The organism is Vibrio sp. Isolate34 (assembly GCF_022397915.1).
In the GTDB taxonomy this organism is placed as follows: Bacteria; Pseudomonadota; Gammaproteobacteria; order Enterobacterales; family Vibrionaceae; genus Vibrio.
The window spans coordinates 116,091-140,754 of sequence record NZ_JAKEUO010000011.1 but is presented as its reverse complement, the minus strand read 5'-3'; the positions used below and the strand labels follow the sequence as shown (position 1 = coordinate 140,754).

General features: G+C 43.3%; 17 protein-coding genes. 8 read left to right on the top strand and 9 right to left on the bottom strand.

Translation table 11 applies throughout. The features are described from left to right. Positions 1 to 64 precede the first annotated feature (64 nt). Entirely contained in the window at positions 65 to 1,729 is a 1,665-nt protein-coding gene (locus L1D22_RS13440; RefSeq protein ID WP_239830164.1) for a GTPase, read from the bottom strand. Next, complete coding sequence (locus tag L1D22_RS13435) at positions 1,716 to 2,828, bottom strand: GTPase (protein WP_239830163.1); 1,113 nt, start codon at positions 2,826 to 2,828, stop codon at positions 1,716 to 1,718. Before L1D22_RS13435 ends, L1D22_RS13440 begins: the two co-directional genes overlap by 14 nt. Before the next feature lie 299 nt (positions 2,829 to 3,127). Between L1D22_RS13435 and L1D22_RS13430 the strand changes: the two genes are divergently transcribed. Continuing rightward, positions 3,128 to 3,637 (top strand): peptide-methionine (S)-S-oxide reductase, encoded by a 510-nt coding sequence (locus L1D22_RS13430; RefSeq protein ID WP_239830162.1) that lies wholly within the window; start codon positions 3,128 to 3,130, stop codon positions 3,635 to 3,637. Positions 3,638 to 3,820: 183 nt separating this feature from the next. Here the strand turns inward: L1D22_RS13430 and L1D22_RS13425 are convergent, their stop codons facing one another. Together L1D22_RS13425 and L1D22_RS13420 are read right to left on the bottom strand one after the other, a co-directional pair. Further along, a complete protein-coding gene (locus tag L1D22_RS13425; RefSeq protein ID WP_239830161.1) occupies positions 3,821 to 5,437 on the bottom strand; it encodes a polysaccharide lyase 6 family protein in 1,617 nt (538 codons plus the stop codon). Positions 5,438 to 5,582: 145 nt separating this feature from the next. Next, on the bottom strand, positions 5,583 to 7,355 hold the full coding sequence (locus tag L1D22_RS13420; RefSeq protein WP_026084408.1) for a transporter: 1,773 nt from the start codon (positions 7,353 to 7,355) through the stop codon (positions 5,583 to 5,585). A 522-nt stretch (positions 7,356 to 7,877) separates the two neighbouring features. Here L1D22_RS13420 and L1D22_RS13415 point away from each other — a divergent pair. Beyond that, a complete protein-coding gene (locus tag L1D22_RS13415) occupies positions 7,878 to 8,489 on the top strand; it encodes a toxin-antitoxin system YwqK family antitoxin (protein ID WP_239830160.1) in 612 nt (203 codons plus the stop codon). Positions 8,490 to 9,296: 807 nt separating this feature from the next. Beyond that, the gene (locus tag L1D22_RS13410; RefSeq protein WP_239830159.1) at positions 9,297 to 10,046 is read left to right on the top strand and encodes an oligogalacturonate-specific porin KdgM family protein; all 750 of its coding nucleotides are present in this window, start codon (positions 9,297 to 9,299) and stop codon (positions 10,044 to 10,046) included. A gap of 134 nt (positions 10,047 to 10,180) precedes the next feature. Here the strand turns inward: L1D22_RS13410 and L1D22_RS13405 are convergent, their stop codons facing one another. The 3 genes from L1D22_RS13405 to L1D22_RS13395 all read right to left on the bottom strand — a co-directional run bounded on the left by L1D22_RS13405 (position 10,181) and on the right by L1D22_RS13395 (position 13,741). Next, the gene (locus L1D22_RS13405) at positions 10,181 to 10,897 is read right to left on the bottom strand and encodes a 3'-5' exonuclease (RefSeq protein ID WP_239830158.1); all 717 of its coding nucleotides are present in this window, start codon (positions 10,895 to 10,897) and stop codon (positions 10,181 to 10,183) included. After that, entirely contained in the window at positions 10,897 to 12,759 is a 1,863-nt protein-coding gene (locus L1D22_RS13400; protein ID WP_239830157.1) for a DUF294 nucleotidyltransferase-like domain-containing protein, read from the bottom strand. The genes L1D22_RS13405 and L1D22_RS13400 overlap by 1 nt, the downstream gene beginning before the upstream one ends. A gap of 262 nt (positions 12,760 to 13,021) precedes the next feature. Further along, entirely contained in the window at positions 13,022 to 13,741 is a 720-nt protein-coding gene (locus L1D22_RS13395) for a FadR/GntR family transcriptional regulator (protein ID WP_239830156.1), read from the bottom strand. Between the two features lie 342 nt (positions 13,742 to 14,083). On the opposite strand from L1D22_RS13395, the gene L1D22_RS13390 reads away from it, so the two are divergent. The 3 genes from L1D22_RS13390 to L1D22_RS13380 all read left to right on the top strand — a co-directional run bounded on the left by L1D22_RS13390 (position 14,084) and on the right by L1D22_RS13380 (position 17,295). Then, positions 14,084 to 14,860 (top strand): SDR family NAD(P)-dependent oxidoreductase, encoded by a 777-nt coding sequence (locus tag L1D22_RS13390; RefSeq protein WP_239830155.1) that lies wholly within the window; start codon positions 14,084 to 14,086, stop codon positions 14,858 to 14,860. Positions 14,861 to 15,057: 197 nt separating this feature from the next. Further along, entirely contained in the window at positions 15,058 to 15,780 is a 723-nt protein-coding gene (locus L1D22_RS13385; protein ID WP_017632465.1) for a FadR/GntR family transcriptional regulator, read from the top strand. A 147-nt stretch (positions 15,781 to 15,927) separates the two neighbouring features. Next, on the top strand, positions 15,928 to 17,295 hold the full coding sequence (locus L1D22_RS13380) for an MATE family efflux transporter (protein WP_345772810.1): 1,368 nt from the start codon (positions 15,928 to 15,930) through the stop codon (positions 17,293 to 17,295). A 278-nt stretch (positions 17,296 to 17,573) separates the two neighbouring features. On the opposite strand, the gene L1D22_RS13375 is transcribed toward L1D22_RS13380, so the two are convergent. Further along, complete coding sequence (locus tag L1D22_RS13375) at positions 17,574 to 18,611, bottom strand: polysaccharide lyase family 7 protein (RefSeq protein ID WP_239830154.1); 1,038 nt, start codon at positions 18,609 to 18,611, stop codon at positions 17,574 to 17,576. Between the two features lie 538 nt (positions 18,612 to 19,149). On the opposite strand from L1D22_RS13375, the gene L1D22_RS13370 reads away from it, so the two are divergent. After that, positions 19,150 to 20,010, top strand: a complete 861-nt coding sequence (locus L1D22_RS13370; protein WP_239830153.1) for an oligogalacturonate-specific porin KdgM family protein — start codon at positions 19,150 to 19,152, stop codon at positions 20,008 to 20,010. 169 nt (positions 20,011 to 20,179) lie between these two features. Next, positions 20,180 to 21,982 carry a hypothetical protein gene (locus L1D22_RS13365; RefSeq protein WP_239830152.1) on the top strand — a complete coding sequence of 601 codons (1,803 nt, stop codon included), beginning with the start codon at positions 20,180 to 20,182 and terminating at the stop codon, positions 21,980 to 21,982. A 686-nt stretch (positions 21,983 to 22,668) separates the two neighbouring features. Here the strand turns inward: L1D22_RS13365 and L1D22_RS13360 are convergent. Further along, complete coding sequence (locus L1D22_RS13360; RefSeq protein ID WP_239830151.1) at positions 22,669 to 24,237, bottom strand: polysaccharide lyase family 7 protein; 1,569 nt, start codon at positions 24,235 to 24,237, stop codon at positions 22,669 to 22,671. Positions 24,238 to 24,664: the final 427 nt, after the last annotated feature.

Here is a 24,664-nt window from a genome sequence, read left to right as displayed (position 1 = left end):
ATCTTCAGCCTCATCAGAGCTTAATTACTATTGTTCTTGCCTTAGCTATTGCCATTAAATCAGGTTACGTCTTCTTAACCACTTGTTTAATCGCCATTTCAACTAACTTCGGTGTCGCGGCTTTCAATGCACTTGGTGCCACCTTCTTACTGGCTTTTACCGCTTTGTTCAGCTGCCCTTTAACCGACGTCCCTCTTTTAATAGCTTCAAAACGTTGACGGTTTCTCTGCACGTTATTTGCGTCAGCGATACGCTCAAGCAACGTCTGCCTTAAAACATCTAAACCAAACTGCGCCTTTTCTGGCGCAATCGCCAGTGGTAACACGATATCGGTTTGCAGCAATATATGATTGTATTCGAGCGCTTGAGCAATGATCTTCGCTTTGGCCGATGCTGGGTTCTCTATGTCATACGGTGGCTGCCAATCGTCTACAGGCTTTAACCGATCTACCTGATTAACAACCGACACCACAATCGGCTTCTGGCGTGAGATGTTCTTAGAGTCGTTATAGAAAGCATCAAATCTATCTTTCAACTGCCTATCCAAATCACGAGCTGATTGATTGGCTTTAAGCACCCAAAGTACCACATCGGCTTGAGTCATTTCTTTAAGCATCAAGGCTTCGGTTTTGGCATTACCATCAAGCCCTTGTAGATCAACCACTCGAACGTCATTGTCATCGACAAACGCGTTGTAGACGGTAGAAGTATCGGTTGATGGCAGAACATCGACCTCGGCAACCAGCTCTTGCTTAAGGGCATTAATCAGTGAGGATTTACCCGAACTTGTTTGCCCCACCAGCACAATTCTTACTGGCTCTAATTCTGATGCAAAGCGTTGTTTATCTATTTCAGAAACATCCGACGCTGTTAGTGCTTCATCTTCAATGCTAAAACGCCCACTATAAAGATCAATCGCCACAGCAGCCACCTCATCTAACAAGGCTTGCTTGGCAGCATATTGCATGTCTTCAACCACACCTCTTGTCATTGAAGAAGTTGCTTGTTCACGGCCTAAGTCCGAAATGACTTTCAGAGGGTTCAAATACAGGTTTTTAAGATGGTTACCCCAAATAGCGGCCTTAACGATCTTCTGCCCTAGCTCACCATATTTGTCGTAGGCTTCATAGCCCGCTTTGATGTAAGAAACCTTAAGATACTCAATGCCCGGAATGTGTTCTTTCACCACCAACTTATATCGGCGGCTGACCTCTTCAAATAACTTAAGCCCTTCAGGGATCGAAAAATCGAGCGATTTCTTATCAAACTTCTTGGCGACAAACTCAAGAATTTCTAGACCGGTTTGGTCTAAGTTCCCCCACTCTATGTTGACCATTAATTGTTGACGTACATGATGTTTTGAATCATTCCAAATCGACAATTCGTTTTGAGACCAATCAATAGAAGCTTTAACTAGCGCATCGTCGATGGCAGTCTTTTTATGCAATGGTTCTACTTTAAGTTCATCATCACTCTCTTTATTCAAAGAAGAGTCGCTATAGGACGACTTGTGCGAAGAGCGACTAGAAATGTATAGAGGAACAGTGAAAATTAAAGTGCTCACTGCAATGGCTATCGACATTTCGAGTAGGTAACCGTATTTGATCGCCAAGAAGAGACCAAAGCCGATCATGATAATGCTTGGGAAGACGGCCGAAATCAGAGCAATACCCCAGCGACCTCTCGATAGCACCGCCAGTAATCTAAATAGGTTTCTAATTTTCTTCATAGCCCGACGCCGCCTTTCCTTTTTTCAGGGATTCTTTGTAGATCTTCTGCATCTCTTGCTCAGACACTTCTTCGCCTTTGTTCTTATGATAGAAGTAAAAACAGGCCGCGCGACCTAAACCATAACTAGTGCCGAAACTCATGGCTGCTGCGGCAACCGCGCCGACCGTTTGGCCATAAACCGGAATCAGCTTGATCAGCTGTCGAGTTCCGAGCTTCATTCCATATTGCACTGCAAAGCTGCTTCCCAAAGTGCCTATCAGCTCGCTAAAGACTCTCTTGTTCCATTCAATCCCATACTGGTTCGCCAAACTGTGGAGCATCTTCGCTTGAATTGCAGGCACAGACACTAAACCAACACCCGGAATCAAATCACTGGCCGCTGCACTTCCTGCGTACCAAAGCACTTCGTTTTCTACTTGGTCAAAGTTGGCTTCTTCTTGGGTGGAATGCTCTTTGTCGACCACCATCATTCCGATAACAGGAAGCATATTACTCAGCTGTTCAATCAAGGCTTCATAATTGTAGATTGCGCCACTGTTGTTGCTCGAATCATCCGTTTCAAAGTCCACCGCGACGGATTCAAATCCCTTTCCCCACACCTTTTCTATTTGATTGATGTTGAATTGAATTTGCCTCGCGCGGTCTGCTTCATTGGAAGACAAGACAGCGGTATGAACAAGCAGTAAGTGCTTAATCTTCTTTTGCTTCTTAATCTGTTGCAGAGCGGTAAGCACAGCGGATTGTTCAGGCTCATCAGCTTTCATCACCACGACGAGCGCATTGCCCGCTTGACCGATCTCTTTAAGATCGTCTGCCGGATCGTAATCGGCTTCACCTAAGCCTCGAGTATCGAGAAATCGCATGACCGGTTTGTCTTGAGGGAACGCATACGACATTGCCGTCATGGTGCATGGCGCAAAACCGTTACCGACTTCAACAGAGGAATCCCCCGTGACCGCTTGAATAAACGATGACTTGCCCGCGCCCGTTTTGCCCAACAACCACAAGGTCGGTAGATGCTTACGCTGATATTCATGAGCCTGAGTGAGATCGGGGTTCTTGCTCGGATTAATGAAGTCTTTAATTTGATCAAACATGGTTAGACTAACGCTCACTTGATGTTGAAATTCGGGTTGGTGACAAGGTTCGATGACTTATATAATCGGGTTATCGCCTTCAACTTAAGTTTGTTCAGTGACGCGTTTGTTCAGTCGTGCTGATTTACAATGCTTAAGCGCTTGTTTTTATAAGCCTGTTTTATATACGGTTCTATCACGTATTTAAGCATGCTCCAAGCTATTGAATGCTTGACGCTGTAACAGTTTAAGCCGTCTATTAGTAATCAACAGCCATCAGTTAAAAGCTAGCAACAAACACAGAGAGCCCAAAGAGAAGTATGGAACAAATTTATTTAGCAGGCGGATGCTTGTGGGGTGTGCAAGAGTTCATCAAGTATGTACCTGGTGTGCTCAGCACAGAAGCAGGCCGTGCCAATGGTAGCGCCCAACCAACAGACAACAAGGCATCAAAAAGCGATGACAACCAAAACGCTTATGATGGCTACGCAGAATGTGTGCAGATTGAGTTTGACCCAAACATCACATCGGTCACGGTTCTGATGGAACATCTGTTTGAGATCATCGACCCTTACAGCGTAAATAAACAAGGTATCGATGTGGGTGAGAAGTATCGCACCGGAGTTTACAGCACTGACGCTAAACACTTAGCAGAAGCCGAGCGCTACATTGCATCACGTGAAGATGCAGACCGGATCGCTCTAGAGGTTTTGCCATTAACCAAATACGTCGCCAGTGACGATATCCATCAACATCACTTAAGCCACTTTCCTGAAGATCATCACTTATGCCATATCCCTTGGGATCTGCTGCATAAGTACAAATCCTAACTTGAGCCTCAAGCCTAGCTTCTAAGATATTTAGCTTAGAGCCTAGAAGCTGAACACTCAAAAGCCCCAACAGGAATATACCTATTGGGGCTTTTACAGTTTCTAGTGTTTGGATAACCTATCGAGTCGTTCTCAAATCGCTCTCCACACTGGCCTGATTACTAGCATGAGCACTAATACTAACTACTTTTTTGTATTCTCAAGTACGTAATCTGGACCTGCTGTTTCAGCCGTTACCACTGCCAGTTTAGACACATCTGCACCTTCACCTTGGTAAGCGTTCATGCCGTTTTCTAGCGCTACTTTTGGTAGTTCAACCGAGTAGCTTTCAATCAACTCAGAATCCGTTACTTGGCCCACGTAAGTTTCGTCTGTGTAAGTCGCACCCACTAATGGGAAATCGTGAGTGGCACGTACACTTACAAACTCAGGCGATTGCGAGTTATCAACCACGTTGTGTTTGAACGCCACGTCCACACCTGCGTAAATGCCTTCAACTTCTGCGTTGTTAAACAGGCTTACACGGTGGCTTTGGTTACCGTAAACAATGCCCCACTCAGTATCGACTAGAGAGTTGTTTTCGATGGTGATGTTTTTCGGTGTCCACTGCTTGTTAAGCTCTTTGCCTTTCACCGATTGATCTAGCTGCTCACCATTCGCTACGTCGATGATGCCCGTGTTAATAACAATGCCGCCACGTAGGTCAGCGTTGCCTTCAATCAAGCCATCGCGGCCTCGAGTGTTTGCAATGTAGTTGTTACGAATCACATGGTCTTCATCGTAGATACGGACGCCGCCCGTTAGGCGCTTTCCATTACCAAGAATCATGTTGTTCTCAACCGTGTTGCCTTTTCCGTGACGCAGTGAAATAAGCGCCGTGCTTTGGAAAATAGTATTACCTGAGATCGTGTTATCGCCCGACTTAATTGAGATAAGCTCACGCTCACCATCCATATCGATCATCAAGTTGTTTACAAACTTAGAGCTTGAATCCCACTGTGAAGATTTAGAATCGCCGATACGGATTGCTTCCCAGCTGTTGCCGTTGTAACGAATCGCTTCTTTGATATCGAATTCATTAAACTGGTTTGGCTTTTGATCCATAAAGATGTTGTTCGCAATCAGGTGGTTGTCTGACGTGTCATCTTTTTGAACACCAATCAAAGTACCGCGCTTTTGCTTACCTTCGAAACGGTTGTTGATCACTTTACCGTCTTTACCCCATAGAGAAACCCAAAGGTACTTTGGATACTCAGAGCGACGCTCATCTGGCTCGTACGTGTAATCGTGGTTGAAGTAGTAGAATGTTGAGTTTTGCAGCGTGTTGCCATTACCCATCATACGTACTGCGCCAAAACGTTCGTTTGGACCACCTTCTGTAAACACTAGGCCATCAAGCGTGATGTCATCACCTTTCAATTCGAACTGAATCAAGCCAGTGATCCACGCAGAACCAGCTTGCTCAGCTTTGATGGTGATGTCATTCGCGGTAATCGTCACTTGACCTAAGTTCGCGTATTTACCGTTAGGGATAACCACTTCGTCGCCATCTTTTAGGTTTTCAAATTGTGCTTTAAGTGCAGCCACTTGTTCTTCTGAAGCAACGTCTAGTGTATTGCCATCAACCTCAGTTAAGCGGTCACTAGTTAGTAAGTAACTACGATCAATTTCGCTGATCGAAGGTACCGCTTGCTCAGCTGAGCTGATCACGGGTGCTGCTTTTTCTTGAGTCGTGCAGCCTGTTGCGAAAGCTAACGTAAACGCGCTAATAATGCTTACCGAAATTAATTTTTTCTTCATCTTGCATCTCACATTAAATACTGGATTACCAAAATAACGGCCACCCAAACTGGTGACCGTTTTATTAAAGTTTTCTTTGTTTGAACTTATAATTTCTTAAGATTTGTCGTCTTTTTGAAAGCCGTATCTCTTGAGGGATAAGGACTTAGCTTTCAGCTGGTGTTACTTCGTCTTGCTTCTCTACTTTGTCATCCACCGCTTTAACAAGCAGCAAACCAACAGAGAATACAATCAAGCCACAAAGAACGAACACCATGCGTCCCCACATTGGGTTAGGCAGTACGAACATTGTCATTACGCCCACACCCGCAACTGCGATAAGTGAACCCAACATACGACGTTGCTTGTTATCCAGTTTCTTCTGCTCGTTACTTTCAGCAACCAATGGTGTCGCTAGGTTGTTGAAGAACTTGTCTACGTCTTTCTCGCGGTGCTCAGCAAGAGGCTTGTAGAACAGTGTTGATAGTACGAAGAAGCCAGCAGTAAATACGATGTGACCGATAAGGCCGATAGCCACTTTCAGGTCAGCCCACTCACGGCCTGTTAGCTCGTTTAGACCGAACCAGTTTTGGATCATGTCAGCTGTGATAACGAAACCAACGAAGTAAGAAACCACACCACCTACAACTAGTGTGCCCCAACCTGCCCAATCCGGTGTTTTACGGATGAAGAAGCCACAGAATGCTGGAATCGTCATTGGGAAGCCGATCAATGCGCCCACGTACATCATGGTGTCGAAAAGGCTCAGACCTTTAAGAGAGTTGATGAACAGAGCAACCAAGATGATCGCAATGCCGAAGAAAGTAGACGTTAGTTTAGAAACAACCATTAGCTCTTTCTCTGTCGCTTTAGGGCGAAGAATCGGCTCGTAGAAGTTCTTAACGAAGATACCTGAGTTACGGTTTAGACCAGAGTCCATTGAAGACATGGTTGCTGCGAACATAGCGGCAATCAGAAGACCAACCATACCTGCAGGCATGTATTCTTGAACGAAGTAAAGGTAAGCGAAGTCGGCGGCTTTGCTGCCAGCTTCAGGGTAAGCTGCTGCTAAATCAACACCTTGACCAGCCATGAACCAAGAAGGCATGAACCAGATGATTGGACCAAGCGTCATTAGTACACATGCAAGTAGAGCGGCTTTACGTGCGTTGTTTGAATCTTTCGCAGCAAGGTAACGGTAAGAGTTAAGCATGTTGTTGGTGATGCTGAACTGCTTTAAGAAGATGAACACAGCCCAGATGCTGAAGATGCTCATGTAGTTAAGGTTGTCACCCGTGATGAACGAGTCCGTTGGGAAGTCGCTAACGATCTGCGTAACACCGCCACCGTGGTAAATAGCAACGACTGCACATGTCACCGTTACTGCCATGATGATAACCATCTGCATAAAGTCTGATGCGATTACCGCCCAAGAGCCGCCCGTCACTGACATGATCAGTACAACCAGACCCGTAAGGATAATCGTTGTTGTCATATCAAAGCCGAAGATACCCGAAGCGATGATCGCTAGACCATTCAACCAGATACCTGCAGAGATAACGCTGTTTGGCATACCAGACCAAGTGAAGACTTGCTCATTCACTTTACCAAAACGCATACGAATCGCTTCAATTACCGTAACAACACGCAGTTGGCGGAACTTCGGAGCGAAGTAAAGGTAGTTCATTAGGTAACCGAACGCGTTAGCAATGAAGATAATCGCTACCGCAAAACCATCGGTAAAAGCTTTACCTGCGGCGCCGGTAAATGTCCACGCACTGAACTGGGTCATAAATGCCGTAGCACCTACCATCCACCACAACATGTTACCTCCCCCACGGAAGTAATCACTTGTCGTACTTGTAAACGTTCTAAACATCCACCCTATCGCAATTAAGAATAGGAAATAGATGCCAACTATCAGGGTATTGAGTTCCATCTTTAAGACCTTTTTATTGATGTTTTTTGTTAGGGTCACTATAGATAGATGGCAAACACATTTGTACTACAATAATTTAAATGCGTGACGGTGATCTTACAGTCACGACCTCAATTAATCATACAAGTGATCGAGTTCAAATTTGCACTACCTGCGAGCGCATTTCATCAACTTAGCGCAGCATACAGCGTCAAAAACCCATAAAAACGCCAAAAAATAAAAAAAAAGTCACTAAAACATTGATAACAGTCGTTCAAAACGGTTAATCGTTACGGAAAATTTTCACATGCGAACAACGGAAACACCGCTAAATATAGCTTATGAAAATGAACGAACTGGACACATTTGTATTACAAATATCACAAATTTTATAGTCAAATTTCGATTTGAAAAGTTCCCTTCATTAGACCGCTAATAATGAAAACTTGAAAACCACTATTAGATGCTGACAGTCGGCCACTGAAGTGAAATGCTTTTAACACACCGGTTACACTTTCCCCTGTCCAATAAAAAGGTGTCATTATGAAGAAATACATCCCTATATTGATTGCTCTTAGTACGATGTCTTCTATGAGTTATGCAGCTACACCACGCGAAGATGCTGTCGACTATTTACAGATGCGTAAAGGCTTGGCTTATCAAGTAAACCATTCAAAACCCTTTACTGGTCAGTTTGAAGAGAAGTTCGATAACGGCCAAGTCGCGACCCAAGCTCAATTTGCCGACGGCCTAGAACTTGGTTTAGAAACCAGTTGGTATCCAAATGGCCAAGTTGCTTCTAAAGTGAATTACGTCAAAGGTGAATTACAAGGCAAGGCAGAAACCTGGTATCCCAACGGTCAGAAAAAAGCCGAGCTCAACTATAAAGACAACGAACTATCGGGCGTTGCCTCTCGATGGTACCCAAATGGCGAACAAAGCCTAACGGCAGAATACAGTGACGGACAAAAAGATGGTCTGGTCACCGACTACTACCCTAATGGTAACAAGGCGAGCCAAGCGAAGTTCAGTGACGGTGAAATCGCGAACGGGAAGCTGACTCGCTGGAACTCTAACGGTGACAAGGTTGAAGAACTGACGTTCAAAGACCAGAAAATCACGTCAAAACAAGTTTGGATGCCGACTCAAAGCTAGGCCTGCTGAGTAACTAGGTAAAAAGCCGACAACTCAAATTTTAAGCAAAAAAAACGCTCATGTTGCCTGTATCAACATGAGCGCAAGGGCAGATCTTCGACTACCATCTCCTACCTTTCTAAATGAAAGCAGAAGTTATAATTAGAATAGTTGGGAGCAATAATCAAAATGCTCTTGCAAGCACTTCAACGATTTCTTCTTTTCATCGATTTAGAGAGACGTTAACCGTCTTAACTAAATTCGATTCTATATAGCAGGCGATGTCACTGCCTTGCCTACTACATTTCAAACCTGCTCTGATTGAAGCTTTAATCACCTCAAGCAAATGCCTCGTCCTTTGAACTATCCGTCCTCTATCCACTGTACTTCACTACTTAGCGGCTCTTTGTTGAATCTACATATATTCAACATACGAAAGATAAGCGTTGCTACATAAAGTTAGTAAATAATAATGTATTACAAATAAAAATAACATCTAAAGATTCAATTTTTTGCTGTAGCGCACATTTATTGATAAACAAGAACTTTATAAACAGACTTATCAAGATAAATTAATTAATAAAAACATAATGTTATATCGACCCTTAACTTTGTAACCCTTTGTAAATAGTGGTTTTGTCACTACAACACGATCTAATTCACAGATCATCACGCCTCGGATTGTTACCATATTTGTATTATTTAAATGCAAATCTAGAGTTGAGAAAAACTTAATAACCTCAATCACTGGATGCAATGAAAGCTAGAAATACTCTATTTGGCTTGAGACTAAAGCCATACTAAACCTATAAATATGGAACTAATACCATGAATAAAACTAAAATCGTGATTGCTGTGGCATCTGTATTAAGTGCTGGCTCTGTATCGGCGGCGTCTTTCGATGTAAGACACGAATACAAAAGTCATACAGATCAACACGCTACTCGTGTAAAACTTGGCGATAGCATTGGCAACTTCCTTGTAGATATCGAAGCAAAATTCAAGGGAGAAGACGGTAAATTCATGGAAGATTTAAAGAACAATGGTTGGGAGCTTGGTCTAAATTACCGCCATGTACTCAACGATAACTGGACAATGACTTACGGTATGCCAATTGAAGGCCGTGAATCAGGCGTTACGTATAAGCCTCAAGTTCGTGCAACATACAAAGTGGATAGCGTTGATGGTCTAAGCCTAAGTGCTCGTTACCGTTACGATATGAGACAGAACACTAGCAGCTCAGAGTATCAATTCGATGACAATGGTGATGTTATTGTTGATAGTGACGGTGTTCCAATCACGGTTGATAAAAACGTTTCTAATCAACGTCGTCACCGTCTAACGGCAAACGTTAACTACTCAATGGAAAACTGGCGCTTTGGTCTAGAAGGTAACTACTACAAAGCGGATGGATATGACATCTACGACAACGACGATACCAACTACGAGTTAAACGCTAGTATTCGTCACATGATGGGTCAGTGGGCACCATATGTAGAGTTTGGTGATGTGAGCACTTCATCGACTAAAGCGACTCGCGAACTACGTAGCCGTGTTGGTCTAACTTACAGCTTCTAATCGATAGCTATATGAATATATCTAAGATAATTACTGTCCTAATTTTCTAAGACCTAAACAAAAGCCAGCTTAATCGCTGGCTTTTCTTCTTTCAAATCATTCAAATAAGAGCCAAGTACTTAACGCTCCTAGCCCTAGTGACTGATCCGATAGAGAAATGCAACGGTCACGTCATCGTTAGGCACAACTCGCTTCTGCTGAGCTAAAAACAATTCCGCTGTCGAAACCGCATCGGCTAACGCATTGTGGCTGTTGTACTCCGGAAGCCCATACCTTGCACGCGTCCCAGCCAGAGTTAAGTCTACCTCTTCATGATTGCTGATCGCTTTCTCCATACTCTTTTCGATACACAATGTATCTAGCCAAAGCAGAGGAATCGCTCGTAAACCATAGCAACGAAGAAGATATTGGCTAATGAACCTCTCTTCTACCATGCAAGCGTGCGCGACGATGATCTTGCCTTTGGCGGCTTCGAAGAAGGTGAGCATCGCATCATGAATTGATGCGCCCTCTTCCAACATTTGTGGTGTGATGTGGTTAATCACCGCGGTTTCAGCGTTGATCTGAGAATCATTGTTCAGGTAGATATGCTTGGCCGAAGCCAAATCGATTCGCCCTTTTACCACATCAACCCATCCCATAGACAAGATAAGATCTTGCTCGCTGTCTAAGCCTGTGGTTTCGAGATCCAACACGATATAGTCGCTGTCTTTGGCCAGATCCGTCATTTCAGGACAAGGCTGTTCTACCAGATCATGCAACGCTTCTGGCAGCTTAACCGTACCCAGATATTGCTTACGCTTACGTTTAATTCGCTCAAGCGGGTGAAAGTGGTTCAACAAGGCTTTCATTAACGCGCTCCGAAACGAATTTTCGCCGCTTCTTGAAGGTCGGCAATGATTCTAAAGGCGTCTTTCAAGTGCTTGCGTTCAAAGCTACCAAAGCTGTCTGGATTGATATTGTTGTCTGGCACTTCCCCGTTCTTCAAGGCTTCTAATTGATGACCGAAACGGAAAGACAGAATGAACTGATACGCGCCAAGGATGTTCTTGAACGCATCGTCACTCAACATGCCTTTTTCATTAGCAGCAGCGAAACGTTCGTCCGTTGCCGACAAGTCACACTCCACAGCCAAACCGTAAATACGCGCTAAATCGATGATCAAGTTAATAGCGTACTTCTTCACGTTGAGTGTTTTCTTGTTCTCACCCGACTTCTCAAGTACCAAGCTATTGAAGATGCCCAACGGTGGGTTGGTGTTCACTGCATCTTTCACTAGCGTGCTTAAGAACTCACGGTTGCTGCGAATATTGTTATGCAGTTCATCACGAAGAATGCCTTCAAATTCACTGTTGCCGTAAATTGTACGAATCTCTAGGAACACACTGATGTTAAGTAAGCGTTCGTACTCCGGGTTTGCCACCCACTTCTTGTAGTAATGCTTCCATACACTGAGCGGTTGACACCATTTTGGCGTCGCAGCCATGAATTTACCCGGACAGAGTGGGTAGTCGCAGCTCGCTAGACCATTGGTCACCATCATGGCTAAGTGTTTAAAGTAAATACGGTCACTGTCGGTTGCATCGTCTGCCAGTACGATCGCACTGTCTTGATCGGACAACATGTGAACTTCGTTACGAGCGTGCGAACCCGCCACAATCCATGAGAAATCACACGGCGGCGGACCTAACTTATCAATTGCTATCTGAATCAATCGGCGCGTGTAGGCATCCATAATCATGGTCATTACCTTGCCGACCGTTTCCGGTGCAACCTTACCTTCCACCAGCGCTTCAAAGATTGCTTGTCGCTCTGAAGTGAAGGAAGACATGGTTTTCACACTACCCGCGTATTTGATTTTCTCGATTAAGAAGATCGCTTGAACACGGTGGTTTTGAACTAAGTGAGACGTCGTCAGAAGGCCAACGACTTTGTTCTCTTTCACTACAGGAAGGTTACGAATGTTGAATTGCATCATGATAGACGCAGCATGCAACACAAGATCGTCCGGTTTTACTGTGAGTGGAGAATGCGTCATTACCTCAGAGATTAAATTTTCAGTGCTAACACCGTGCGCAATCACGCGTTTGGTCATATCACGGTCGGTGATCAAGCCAACAATGGTTTCACCTTCATAGATCACCGCACAAGGAGAGCGTTGATGCAGCATTTCTACCGCGACCGATTGGATGGTTTGTTCAGACTTAACGATGGCCACCTGCCCGCTTGCCACCTCTTCAACCTTACGAATGAACAAGCCCTTCTCTTTATTTGACCACACCACATCAAGCGCCGACTTCAAGCGAACTTGAGCCTGTGATGCAAAGTGTTCTGCACAACTTGGAAATGCTTTAAACAGCATTTGAAGTGCCGAGTGTGGAATCACATAAAGTAAGGTGTTTTCGATGGCGACGGCTCGATAGCCTTTCTCGTCGTTAACTTCAGAATCTAAGAACGTAAAGCCGAACAAATCTTCACTGCCTAAACGCGCACGAAGTACGCCGTCTGATTTTCTCTGCTCCATGGAGCCCGTTCGAATGATATAGAGCGACTTCTCCTTACCCGACTCACATAAGTCAACCACATCCCCTTTGCCGAGGTAAGTAATTTGAACATTAGCGGCCAGTTCGCGAAGTGCTTGTTTAGGGATCTTATCGAAAGGGTCTATCTGACCGATGAATTGAAGAATATTTGGCAGCAGAGACTGGGGCATAATCACACTCACAATAATTTAATTAGTATTATTATATAACTTAAAATACTGGTTACTAGTGATTTTAATAAAACGGTAAATAATAGATTAAATATTGGACATTGGTCAGGTTTTCATCAAATTTTAAGACAAAAAAAGCACGTGTTGAACGTGCTTTTTAGGTGTCAGTTTGTTTTAACTAAGATTTTTAAATCACTGTCTTTTTATAAACCAAAGTCTTTGTAAAACTATAGCTTTGTATAACTAAAGCTTTTTAAAACAATCAGCTAGCGACTGGTAGTCTGTGGTTCGTTTCTAACAAGTGACTTGCAGACGCTTGGCGCGCTTTGTCACTGTTACCCGCCATGATTGCTTCATAAATTTGGCGGTGTTCATTAATACACGTACTCCCCTCTTCAGAAGAGTGAGAAATAAAGTTAACAAACATCGTCGTCAAGATATTACCGAATGGCAGGTAAAAGTCGTTGCCCGTTGCATTAAAAATCAGGCTATGGAACTTCATGTCGATATCTAACCAACTCTCTTGGTCGAATTCTTCGGCACTCGAGATTTCTACCATCTGCTGGAAAATACCCGATAGTTCAATACGTTGCTCAGCGCTCGCAGATTGAGCAGCCAACGCACACGCTTCTGGTTCAATCGCGCGGCGTAAACCCAAGAACTGATGACAAAATTGGTCTGTGTCTGCTAGGCCATCCATCCACTCGATCAATTGTGGATCGAGGAAGTTCCAGAATGCGCGGTCAACCACACGCGTGCCAATCTTAGGACGAGATTCTAATAGGCCTTTTGAAGTCAGAAGCTTAACGGCTTCTCTTAATGCTGTTCTACTGATACCAAATTGCTCACACAAAGCCATTTCACCAGGGATAATAGAACCTTGAGGCAAATTGCCCGACAAAATACCACGAGCGATTTCACGTGCAACTTGCACATGAAGGCTTCGCTTAGAGCCTGAAATCGAATTAAAAGAACCAGCCATGTGTCTACTTATTTATTAGATATGTATTATTTAACGCGGACTATAGCACTGATTTATATCTGCACCAACTCGGCATCAGAATAACGTGAGGTAACTACCAATAAAGGCTGGAGTAATATTTCACTCACCTTACCCCTATTCAACACATTAGACCTCTTCAATCTATTTATTCATACAAATAGTTCTTATTTACACTTTTTGAGTATGCGCGAACTCACAAAACCACTCTTACTCTCACTATTTATGTCGTTAATGATCGGTTTTGAGATGAACACCCTTGAATATGGCAAGTGTTATTGTATGATTTATTAACGCAAATAATCTACAATATAGGCGACTCTGATGTTTAATGATTTAAAAGGCAAACGCATTCTAATTACCGGCTCTACTGCTGGTATGGGCTTAGCTACCGCACGTATTTTTGCAAAGTATGGTGCAAAGATTGGCATCAATAGTCGTGCTTTCAGCCCAAAAGTGGATGACGTTCTAACAGAACTCACTGCATTGGGTGGCGATGTTGCGTTTTTCCCAGCAAACCTGATGGACACATCAGAGTGCGAAAGATTAGTTAAAGAGTTCACCGAGCATTTTGGTGGCATGGATGTCTTGATCAATAACGCAGGTGGCTTAGGCGGTCGTGCAAATCTAGAGAACATCGATGACGAGTTTTATGAACGAGTCATGGATCTCAACGTTCGCTCTGCATTAATGACAACCAAGTTTTCTATCCCCCACTTACGTGCTTCTGCTGCTGAGTCGGGGCAAACATCGTGTGTTATCAGCACGGGTTCGATTGCTGCTCGTGAAGGTGGCGGTGTGGGTGCTGGCATCTATGCAGCTTCAAAAGCGTGGTTACACGACATTCACCGTAACTGGGTGAAAGAGTTTGCGAAAGACAATATCCGTTTCAACATTGTTTCTCCGGGCACTATCGATACTGCATTTCACGATGGTAAAAGCGACGAGATAAAATCGAACATTGCTAGCAACATCCCAATGGGACGCTTTGGCAATATCGAAGAAGTTGCACCGACTTTTGCTTTCTTTGCATCCCATGCTTGCAGCGGTTACATCACAGGGCAAATCTTGGATGTAAACGGCGGACAGATAGCGCCTTAGCTTAAGCAAATAATGTCCTAGCTTAAAGGCAGAAGCTTAGCTTTAAGGCAGCACTTTAAGTTACACATTACATTAGGTCACAAGACCTTAATAGATGAGGCAAAACCTCACGCTATATTAGACGTATACACTGACATCAAAACGCCAGATTCGTCTGGCTTTTTTTGTTTTCAAAGTTTCAATTTCAGGTGGTTTAAATGTCAATATTTACATTGGTGGAAGATTCAAGCCGCCGAATTCATGTTCAAGTGGCGCGACAAATTGCTCGCAAGATCTTATCTGGTGAGTTACAAGAAAATCAAAAGTTACCTAGCGAAATGGAGCTGTGCGATATCTTTGGAGTAAGCAGAACTGCCCTCCGAGAATCAACCAAGCTACTTTCTGCAAAGGGGTTGATTGAGTCGAAACCGAAAGTCGGCACTCGTATCAAACCAAGAACGCAATGGCACTTCTTAGACCCACAACTGCTGTACTGGATTCAAGACTTAGAAGACACCAAACCCTTCTTGTCTCAGTTCTTAGGCTTAAGAAAAGCTATTGACCCAGAAGCGTGTGCGCTAGCAGCAACCAACGCAACGGTAGAACAACGCAAAGAGCTTTCGATTCTGTTCCAAAAGATGACTATTGCAGCAAACAGCTTTGATTATGAAGAGTGGACAACCAACGATCACCTGTTTCACCAAACGATTTTCTTATCGACAGGCAATCAGTTCTACATCCCGTTTGCGAACATTCTGTCGACAATCTTCAAGCAGTTCATCGACCATTCAGCCGAAGGCGGTCGCTTCTGTTTAGAAGAACATAAAGCAATATACGATGCGATTATGTCAGGTAACGCTCAGCAGGCTCGAATAGCCTCACAAGTGTTACTAGACGATGAAAACCAAAAGCTGTCTCGGGTTGAACTCGCCATCGCATAACCAAGATTCACCCACTGACTCGTGCATTTCAATACACGAGTCAGTCACATTTTAACGTCCAATTTTTTACCATCCATACCGTAGTGTTTCATCTTTAAACCTTGAAGTCGGGTCGTCTCAGAGAAAGCTTACGGTTATACACATAAGGTGTTGTTTGTGTCTTCGCAATCGTACGTAAGGAAAAACTTCTCTCTCGCCTGGCCCCTAGCCTTAAACGGTATCTTGATGCAGTCGATGTTGATGATCGACACACTGCTTGTCTCTCCTCTCGGTGAAATCCCTTTAGCAGCAATGGGGATTGCGACGACTATCGTTGCATTTGTACTGGGAATTCAAATGGCGCTGGCAAACGGCACTCAGTTAGTATTAAGCCGTGCAGTGGGCTCTGGCATCACCGCTTCATTATCCAAGGCGTTTTGGGCAGGCCTGTTCATCAACTTGGGGATCGCGACAATATTTTGGTTTTTCCTCACCCTTTTCGAACAGCCTTTGATTCAAGCCTTAACCGACGATAAAGACCTTTATTTAGAAATCAGTCACTACCTTGATATCTCAAAGTATCTCGTCATTTTCACAGCATTGACGCAAGTGATCATTGCTTTATTTAATGCGCTAGGCAGAACCAAAGTCCCATTCAAAGGTTACTTAATTGAACTGCCTATCAATGCTGTACTCTCGTATGTGCTGATTCATGGCTTCTCTAATTTTGAAGGGATTGGAGTACAAGGTGCTGCATTAGGCAGCATTATTGCAATAACGATCCGCTTGCTGTATTTGGTTTTGTGCGTGCATTTAAGCTCAGCGATTTCACTCAAATTAGACACTCAGCGATCTGAGTTCTTTACAAACGTTCGCCGTCACTTTATCGAGATATTCCCCGTAGCAGCGAACGTAACGATGCTCTTAATTGGCGCAACCATTTATCAGCTGCTCTATTCGCAACTTAACATCAACGCGTATGTTGCGATTACTTTGGTAATGCCTTGGATCCGGGCTGTGTCTCAATTTATTACTGCTTGGGCTCACTCTTCCGCAATTACGATCAGCCAAGCGATCGGCTCTAAAAAAATGGATGACCTTGTCAAAAACGTTGATACCAGTATCGATATTGCAGTCGTCATTTCTTTCGTTTGTGCACTCTTATTCGCAGGATTAAGTCTGGTCATTGGTGATATTTATCCGAACTTAGATGAGTCTACCTATCAAGCACTGGCAGTGATTGCCCCACTCTACATATTCTTGCCGATTGTTCGTGGCTACAACACGGTCCATGGGAATGTATTAAGAGCACTAGGAAAAACGACCGCAGTCTTCAAGATAAACTTCACGGGCCAATGGGTAATTTCAATCCCATTGTGTGCATTGATCATCTTTGGGTTAGACGGTTCTATCTTTTGGGCGTTTGCCATCCAACCATTCGAAGAAATAGTCAAAGCCTTCCCATTCCGTCATTTGGCGCGCAAGTCGCTTAAAGAGTTTGATGCAAACAAGGCCAATGAGTTGATGTATGACTAGTGATGGTATGTCGTTCATCTCCAACTGACTCGAAGGGTCAGAGTTATCTCTAAAAGATATCTAAAATCTGTCTAAGCTTTCTGAATACAACCTTGTCCTTTGGCAAGGTTGTATTGTTTTAACTGTACCTTTCATTGATAAACTTCAATACGCCCTCGCTGATTTAAAACTCCTATAAAACAAAAAGACCACTCAACATTCGTTTAAGTGGTCTTAAGAAAACATCTACCATGGTTAGCTTCTGGTTAACCCTGCTAGCCTACTGGTGATGGCATGTACTACTTGCCGTTCAGCTTAAGTTCAGAGAAAGTTACACTGTTGTAATCACCGTTCTTTTTGTCGACAGCGAAATCGCCAGAGCCTGCACAACCTGGGCCCCAGACGGGGTGAGAGTCGTTCACACTACATTGACCGTACGCACCCGCTTTGTAGTAAAAGTCATCTTCCGCATAGCCTGTTGGCGAATCAAGCTCATCGATGCCCTTGCTCAAGTCGATTTCATACTTAACAGTATCGTGGCGAGCCGTTTCAAATGTTAGGTACATCATTGTACCCTTCACTTCCACTTTGTAGCTGAACTCTTCACCCAGAGCAATCCCCGCTTCACCAGGCTCTGCTGGGTTTTCCCAAGTATTGCCCCAAACTGGGTAAGCAATATCTGCGCGGTTAGGATCTTTCTTCTCTAAGTTACGTTCATAGTTCCAAAAGACTGAGCCCATCTCTTGATCAGGAAACTTCTTATAGAAGATCTTTAGTGGTTCGTTACCGTGGCCGTAACCTGTTTTTGCTTTGATCAAAGCATCGTGTTTCTTCGCATGAATCTGACCAACAACCACCGAGTGAGCTGGGTACCTTTCTGGGTGCTTAGCGTTAATCGCAACGTGATTCACTTTTAACCTCGCTTCTAATGTTCCACCAACCGCACTGTATTCACTCGCTGCTGGGTGGCTCGATAATGCCCACTGGTTTCCTTTGTCCGCCGTATCGATTGAGAAATCAGCACCGCGTGGCATTTGGCGTAACTCAGAGCGTGCGTTTTTCGAGTTCTTCGTGGTAATCGCTTGGTTTTGTACTTCAAAGACGAGATTACCGTCTTTATCAAGATGGAAGAAATCGCTGTGTGAGTAGCTCATCATTGCCACCCCTTCTATTTCATCAACACGACCATCTTCATTGATATCTGAAGGTATAGTTATTTTCCAATTGTGCATATCGAATTTATCGGCAGGTACGGGGTAAGAAACACCGTTATTTGCGAAAGTAACCATTGGTACAGTCGCTAATAGCGCCACTGCTAATATGTTTTTCTTAAACATGACTCATCCTTTATTGTTAACAGATACCGAGTACACACTCAGTACAGAAACCACTTTTGAACACGAATTAGTACTAAATATTTTCTCTTCGACTTAAATAAGCCAACCGATAAATAGAATTTACATTTAGCCATTTTTTAACTTTTATTAAACATCTGGCTATGGTTTATATTTATGCCTCTCAACATGCTCCCTATGTTTAAGCCACGATGGTTAAAATCATCATTATTAACATATAGAAACACTTAATATTTGTATTATTTTAACACATGCAAAAAAGTGGGTTTCTAAGGTTTGTGAATATGAGAAGTACGTCATGATTGATTTAATACACAAGCCCTAAATTGAGATATTCATAACATTTAGCTATATATTTGGGCCATTAGTCAGAACTTTTTGATAGATCTCACAGAAATCTGACTCAATAATAAATACCATATTTGTCATACATTAATTTAATACCACGTAAGGTATTGGTTTGTGAGCCACGGGTACATTGGATGTATCCAGAATAAAAAAATAATAGTGAGACAAAGGTATGAATTCTGTTACAAAAATTGCTGCAGCTGTTGCATGTACTCTTTTAGCGGGCACAGCTACTGGTGCATCTCTTGATTATCGTTACGAGTATCGTGCTGCGACGGATTATACAAAAACAAATGGCGACACGGCTCACGTAGACGCTCGCCATCAACACCGAGTGAAGCTAGGCGAAAGCTTTAAACTGTCAGATAAGTGGAAGCACTCAACGGGCCTTGAAGTTAAATTCCATACTGACGATTCTTACTACGACGCAGATTCTGGCGAAGTTAAATCAGCGAACAGCCAGAGTTTTTACGGTGGCAATTGGTACATCTATGGTATGGAAATCGATAACACTGCGACATACAAAATAGATAACAATTGGTATCTACAAGTGGGTATGCCTATTGCTTGGGATTGGGATGAGCCTAATTCTAACGATGGTGACTGGAAAATGAAAAAAGTCACTTACAAACCACAATTCCGCGTTGGCTACAAAGCAGACATGGGTTTAACAACCGCTATTCGTTACCGTCATGAATATGCTGATTTCCGCAACCATACACAGTTTGGTGATAAGGATTCAGAAACTGGCGAACGTTTAGAATCAGCTCAAAAATCCAAAATAACGCTAACAGGTGCATATAAAATTGAGTCTCTACCGGAGCTTGGTCTTTCTTACGAAGCAAACTATGTAAAATCTTTGGATAACGTACTTCTTTATAATAGTGATGACTGGGAATGGGATGCTGGCTTAAAAGTAAACTACAAGTTCGGTTCTTGGAAACCTTTTGCTGAGATTTGGTCTTCTGATATCAGCTCATCTTCTAAAGATCGCGAAGCAAAATACCGTGTTGGTGTTGCTTACTCATTCTAATTAGAAATAGTCAATTTATAAAATACCCCTCTCCTCTTGTAAATTTTTGGGGCAATAATAGGATGTTCTAATTAACGTTAGTTTCATCCTAATAAATATTTAACGACTATTCATTATCTATTTCTTATGTGATTTACATATGGATTTAATATCATAAAGAGAATATTTTATGCAGATTTCTAAAGTCGCTACTGCTGTCGCCCTTTCGACAGGCTTATTATTTGGTTGTAACAGTGATGGTTTACCTATTCCGACGGATGGGTCTACCGATCCTGCAACACCTACCTCAGCATTATTAAATGGTTATTGGGAATTTTCTGATACTTCAGCATTCTCAGCAGCCTATTCATCATCGAGTAGTACTGATTTACCCAACGTATATCGCTTCTCAGCAGATGGTGAGACACTTTATTACTACACTGACAATTCAGCTGATACCACACTCGGTGAATACGAACGATTTGAAACCACTTATGAAGAGACAATTGAAGATGATACTTCAGGTCAAGTTGCGTTCACGCTATTCAATGATGACGGTACGGTAAGTACGGTATCTGTAGATGGCGACTACTCCGCTGCTGACGGTAGTCTTGCTATCGACGGTAACATTCCGGTCTCAGGTACTGACCACAGCGATAATACTGAAGTTACCAGCTCTGCAGACACAGCAGATGAAGCTTCAGGCGTTAATAATGCCGCTCAAATTTTAGATACGTTAACCGATGATACTGGTGAGTTGAGACTGAAGATCTTAAACACGAGCTCTACGGTCGGCAAAACGATTTCTTCAGGTAAGTTAACTGTTGATCTAACCTATCAACTTAATCCAGATAGCACTCAAATTGATGAAGGTCAGAACAACTCTTATATTTCGCTTTATTCAACCAATGATGAGAACGATAAAGTAAGCAACGCTTATCATCACGGTGACATAGCGATCGGTGACGGTATTATTCAATTCCGCGACGCTTCTGGTTCACTAACTGCGACTGGCGGTACCTTCGATGCAAACAGCACGTTTGATGCAACTGTCGAGGTGGTTTGGACGCCAACGTCACATACCTTTACCATCAATGGTGAAACCTATACTGGAGCGGTATCATCAAATAGTTCAGGTGAAGTTCAAGTTATAGCCCTTCGTCTAGGTACAAACAGTGGCGTAACGCCATATGAACTGATTGCCGACAACCTAAAAGTATACTCACTTGATGAATCGACGGGAGAGTATGTTGAAGAGTTCAAAGACACTTTCAATGACTACTCCGTTGGATATGACTTGAACAACAACCCGTATAACAGTAGCACTTCTGAAGCTACGGTTATTAGTTTGACTGGAGAGGATCCTGTCGATCCAGATCCATCTGAGCCTACCGACAACCAAGTGGCCGCAATTACCGACCAAGATACAAGTGACACCGGAGAGTTGCGTTACAAGTTTGATTCAGGCATGACGACGGGGACACATAAAGTTTCGATGTACTATGACGCTGCTGAAACCGAGTCTGCGTATGTCTCTTTATTTGATACAGCTAACTCTACCAGCTCGTTGATCGGAGAATTCAAAATTGATGAAGGGAAAATCACACTCCGTGGCGAAAGCACTCAAGTCACGACATTCACTCCAGGCACATGGATTGACCTTGAGATGTCTTGGGACACATCAAGCTTGAGCGCTGCTGGTACTTACACCGTTAAGGTCAATGGTACAGAGTATGGTCCTTATACGTCACAAAACACTACTCCAGGTGTGGAAGTCACTGCGACAACCATTAAATTCTCATCAAACGGTGGAACAGCAGATACAACTTTATACGTCGACGACTATAAGGTTTATTCCGATACAGCAGGCACGACTGAGATCTTTTCTGATGACTACGAGAACTACAGTATTGGCGCAGATTTAAGTGCATCGCCATACAACTCAAGTACATTCTCTGCGGTTGTTGCTGAAGATCCTCTGAACGACGAGTAGTAAGTAAAGTTAACCCAAAACTCTGTCAAAAATGCCGTCCTAGTGACGGCATTTTTATTCGACTTAACCAAATCGTTCATTTGGCAAAAACTAACTCGCAGATAGCCCACTTACTCTCTCCATTAAGAGACTTTCATTCAATATCAAATTCGAACCTCGAAAGTTCACCAATCCACCCTTCAATTCCCCTACGCCATCAATTATTTATATTGCTTTGACACATATCACTTTTAACCAGGCTAGAAATAGCTCTGTATAAATCATGTTGCAACTTCAAGCTCCTCCCTACATCAAAACCACGAAAACTAGCCTGTTTGCGTAGGGCTTAGGATTTAATCACGATATAAAACCAACCTTAAACACCTAGCCATGAGTGGTTGAGAATACTTAATATGTAAGTACAAGCTCGTACGAGCGACCTAAGCCTATCGTTCTCAGTAACAACAGCTTGAGCCAAGGCTTACAAATGCAGTCACATAGGGCGAATAAGAAGCGCTGTTGAAGACTGAGCGAAGAGTTTCGATACATAATATAGAACTGACAACAAGGCTAACCACCAGCTCTTGAGCCGAACCATTGAGCTACCTGTTATTTCCCATACCCAATCGACAGGCACAAAAAAGCCTCCAAACCCTGAGGCTGGAGGCTATTGCGATAACTTAAATATTAAGTGTTATTCGGTTCGATTACTTTTGGTATTGATCGTGCGATACGTCTAACTGGTAGAACGTAGCTTGTGAGTAATCGTCTAGGTCACCGCTGATGTTTTGGTTGTAAACACCTGCTTTGAAGTACATGTACTTGCCGCCTACGTCGTAGCCGCTGTTGCTCATGTCAACCACTTGTACAACGTCGTCTTTGCCTTCACGCATTAGTGTAACCGTCATAGTGTTGCCTTTAACGTCAATGCGGTAGCTGAACACTTCGCCAAGCGCGATACCATCTTCACCCACTTCTGCTGTCATATCGCCCACTAGAGGGTAGAAATCCTCTTTTGTTGCATCTTGGCTTTCGTGTGCAAAGTAAACTGCACCCGTTGGTTGGTTTGGCAATTTACGGTAGTACAAACGAATCGGCTCATCGTTTTGATCGTGAATCTGACCAATGATAAAGCGACCTACTTCATTCGCATTACCCGTTGTTGTCGCGTGGTCGATTTTCAATGTCGCTTCTAGAACGCCATCAATACCAGCCGCTGCTTCTAAATCAGATTCAGGTGCGCTTGAGAATACCCAGTTGTTCTTGTTAACACCTTTAGTGCTAATAGACTGGTCACCACGACGCATCATTTCACGAAGCTCAGTACGTGCGTACTTAGTGTTTTTAGAGGTACGTACACCTTTGACGTAAGCCTTGAATACTAGACCGCCATCGTCTGCTGTGTAGAAGATTTCAGGGTGCTGGTAACCGTTTGCAAGGTTCCACTCAGACACGTCATCAGGCTTGCCGTTTTTGTCATGGTCGAATGGTTGAGACAGGTACCAATGAGTCATGTCGAAGTTTTGGCTCGGTGCATTACCTGCAACGGGTGTTGCTGGTAGGCCTGTCGGAACTGGTAGTGCGCTGCGCGTATCACATTTAACAGAAGTCTCACAAGGGTAAACCGCTGCTACGCCGAAGTTACCAGAGCGTAGATCTTTACGTGCAGCTTTACGTGCTTTTTCTGCCGCTTTCATTTCAGCGATAATTACTGCTTCTGCAGCTACTACATCTGAAGTGATGATATGGCTAGCAGGACATGCGTTAATGCTACAGTTAACTGCGGCTAATCCAGTCACACTGTTCCAACCGTTTTTGGTGTTACCGTGACCAACATATCTTACGTAACGAGCTTTTACTGCTGGCTCAAACTGAAAGCGCTCTAAGCCGATAGCTTTACCAGAACTGAGTTGGTTCTCAAGTACCGTCGTCCAATTTTCACCATCGACACTCACTTGAATATCAAACTTAGATTGGCGCTCATTACCTTTACTGAAGGATGCTTGAACAGCATCAAACTCTTGTACTGAACCATAATCTAGCATTGCCCACTCACCGTCACCCGCTGACGACCAACGTGTTGTTAGATCTTGATCAATGAGGCGATCTGGGCCATTTCCATCGTGGCTGCTAGCGGTAGCAGCAACCGGAGTAAGAAGCGCTTCACCCGTTTCTTTGTTATTTGGAAAATCAGCAGTCGTCGTGCTGGTGCTCGCACAACCAACCGCAAGTAGAATAGAAGAAGCGAGTAAGGTTTTTAGAGTAATTTGTTTCATATTTAATCCATTATTATAATACAAAGACAGCGTTCGTAAGTGAAAGCTAAATCAGCAAACACGAGCTATAAGGCGATTCCCCTCTCAGTATTTGCGATAACATGAAAATATTACGTAATCTTATAATACAAATAAAACGTTTCGTTGAATAAATGAGACTGGGAACACTTTCCGATTTTTCCATACTTTAACTGGATCACACTTCCTATTGATAAAAACAATATATAAAAAAATTGAATGCGAAATAGACTAGCAATACCAAAATAACCCAACTGAAATAACAAGTTTTGAATCCAGTGAATCCGTTCTGTTCAACGATAAGATCCAACGATTGCCTCCCTCCTCTCGGAACGTAAAAAGACCACATTGTTGGAAACCAATGTGGTCTTTTAAGTCACCGTTCTAGCTATTCAAGCATCAGTGATCG

What these genes read in the sequence shown, in the direction of transcription:
- L1D22_RS13410 (WP_239830159.1), top strand. Translation starts at nt 9,297, where the DNA reads ATGAATAAAACTAAAATCGTGATTGCTGTGGCATCTGTATTAAGTGCT.
- L1D22_RS13440 (WP_239830164.1), bottom strand. Translation starts at nt 1,729, where the DNA reads ATGAAGAAAATTAGAAACCTATTTAGATTACTGGCGGTGCTATCGAGA.
- L1D22_RS13425 (WP_239830161.1), bottom strand. Translation starts at nt 5,437, where the DNA reads ATGAAGAAAAAATTAATTTCGGTAAGCATTATTAGCGCGTTTACGTTA.
- L1D22_RS13430 (WP_239830162.1), top strand. Translation starts at nt 3,128, where the DNA reads ATGGAACAAATTTATTTAGCAGGCGGATGCTTGTGGGGTGTGCAAGAG.
- L1D22_RS13415 (WP_239830160.1), top strand. Translation starts at nt 7,878, where the DNA reads ATGAAGAAATACATCCCTATATTGATTGCTCTTAGTACGATGTCTTCT.
- L1D22_RS13375 (WP_239830154.1), bottom strand. Translation starts at nt 18,611, where the DNA reads ATGTTTAAGAAAAACATATTAGCAGTGGCGCTATTAGCGACTGTACCA.
- L1D22_RS13420 (WP_026084408.1), bottom strand. Translation starts at nt 7,355, where the DNA reads ATGGAACTCAATACCCTGATAGTTGGCATCTATTTCCTATTCTTAATT.
- L1D22_RS13360 (WP_239830151.1), bottom strand. Translation starts at nt 24,237, where the DNA reads ATGAAACAAATTACTCTAAAAACCTTACTCGCTTCTTCTATTCTACTT.
- L1D22_RS13385 (WP_017632465.1), top strand. Translation starts at nt 15,058, where the DNA reads ATGTCAATATTTACATTGGTGGAAGATTCAAGCCGCCGAATTCATGTT.
- L1D22_RS13435 (WP_239830163.1), bottom strand. Translation starts at nt 2,828, where the DNA reads ATGTTTGATCAAATTAAAGACTTCATTAATCCGAGCAAGAACCCCGAT.
- L1D22_RS13405 (WP_239830158.1), bottom strand. Translation starts at nt 10,897, where the DNA reads ATGAAAGCCTTGTTGAACCACTTTCACCCGCTTGAGCGAATTAAACGT.
- L1D22_RS13370 (WP_239830153.1), top strand. Translation starts at nt 19,150, where the DNA reads ATGAATTCTGTTACAAAAATTGCTGCAGCTGTTGCATGTACTCTTTTA.
- L1D22_RS13400 (WP_239830157.1), bottom strand. Translation starts at nt 12,759, where the DNA reads ATGCCCCAGTCTCTGCTGCCAAATATTCTTCAATTCATCGGTCAGATA.
- L1D22_RS13390 (WP_239830155.1), top strand. Translation starts at nt 14,084, where the DNA reads ATGTTTAATGATTTAAAAGGCAAACGCATTCTAATTACCGGCTCTACT.
- L1D22_RS13365 (WP_239830152.1), top strand. Translation starts at nt 20,180, where the DNA reads ATGCAGATTTCTAAAGTCGCTACTGCTGTCGCCCTTTCGACAGGCTTA.
- L1D22_RS13395 (WP_239830156.1), bottom strand. Translation starts at nt 13,741, where the DNA reads ATGGCTGGTTCTTTTAATTCGATTTCAGGCTCTAAGCGAAGCCTTCAT.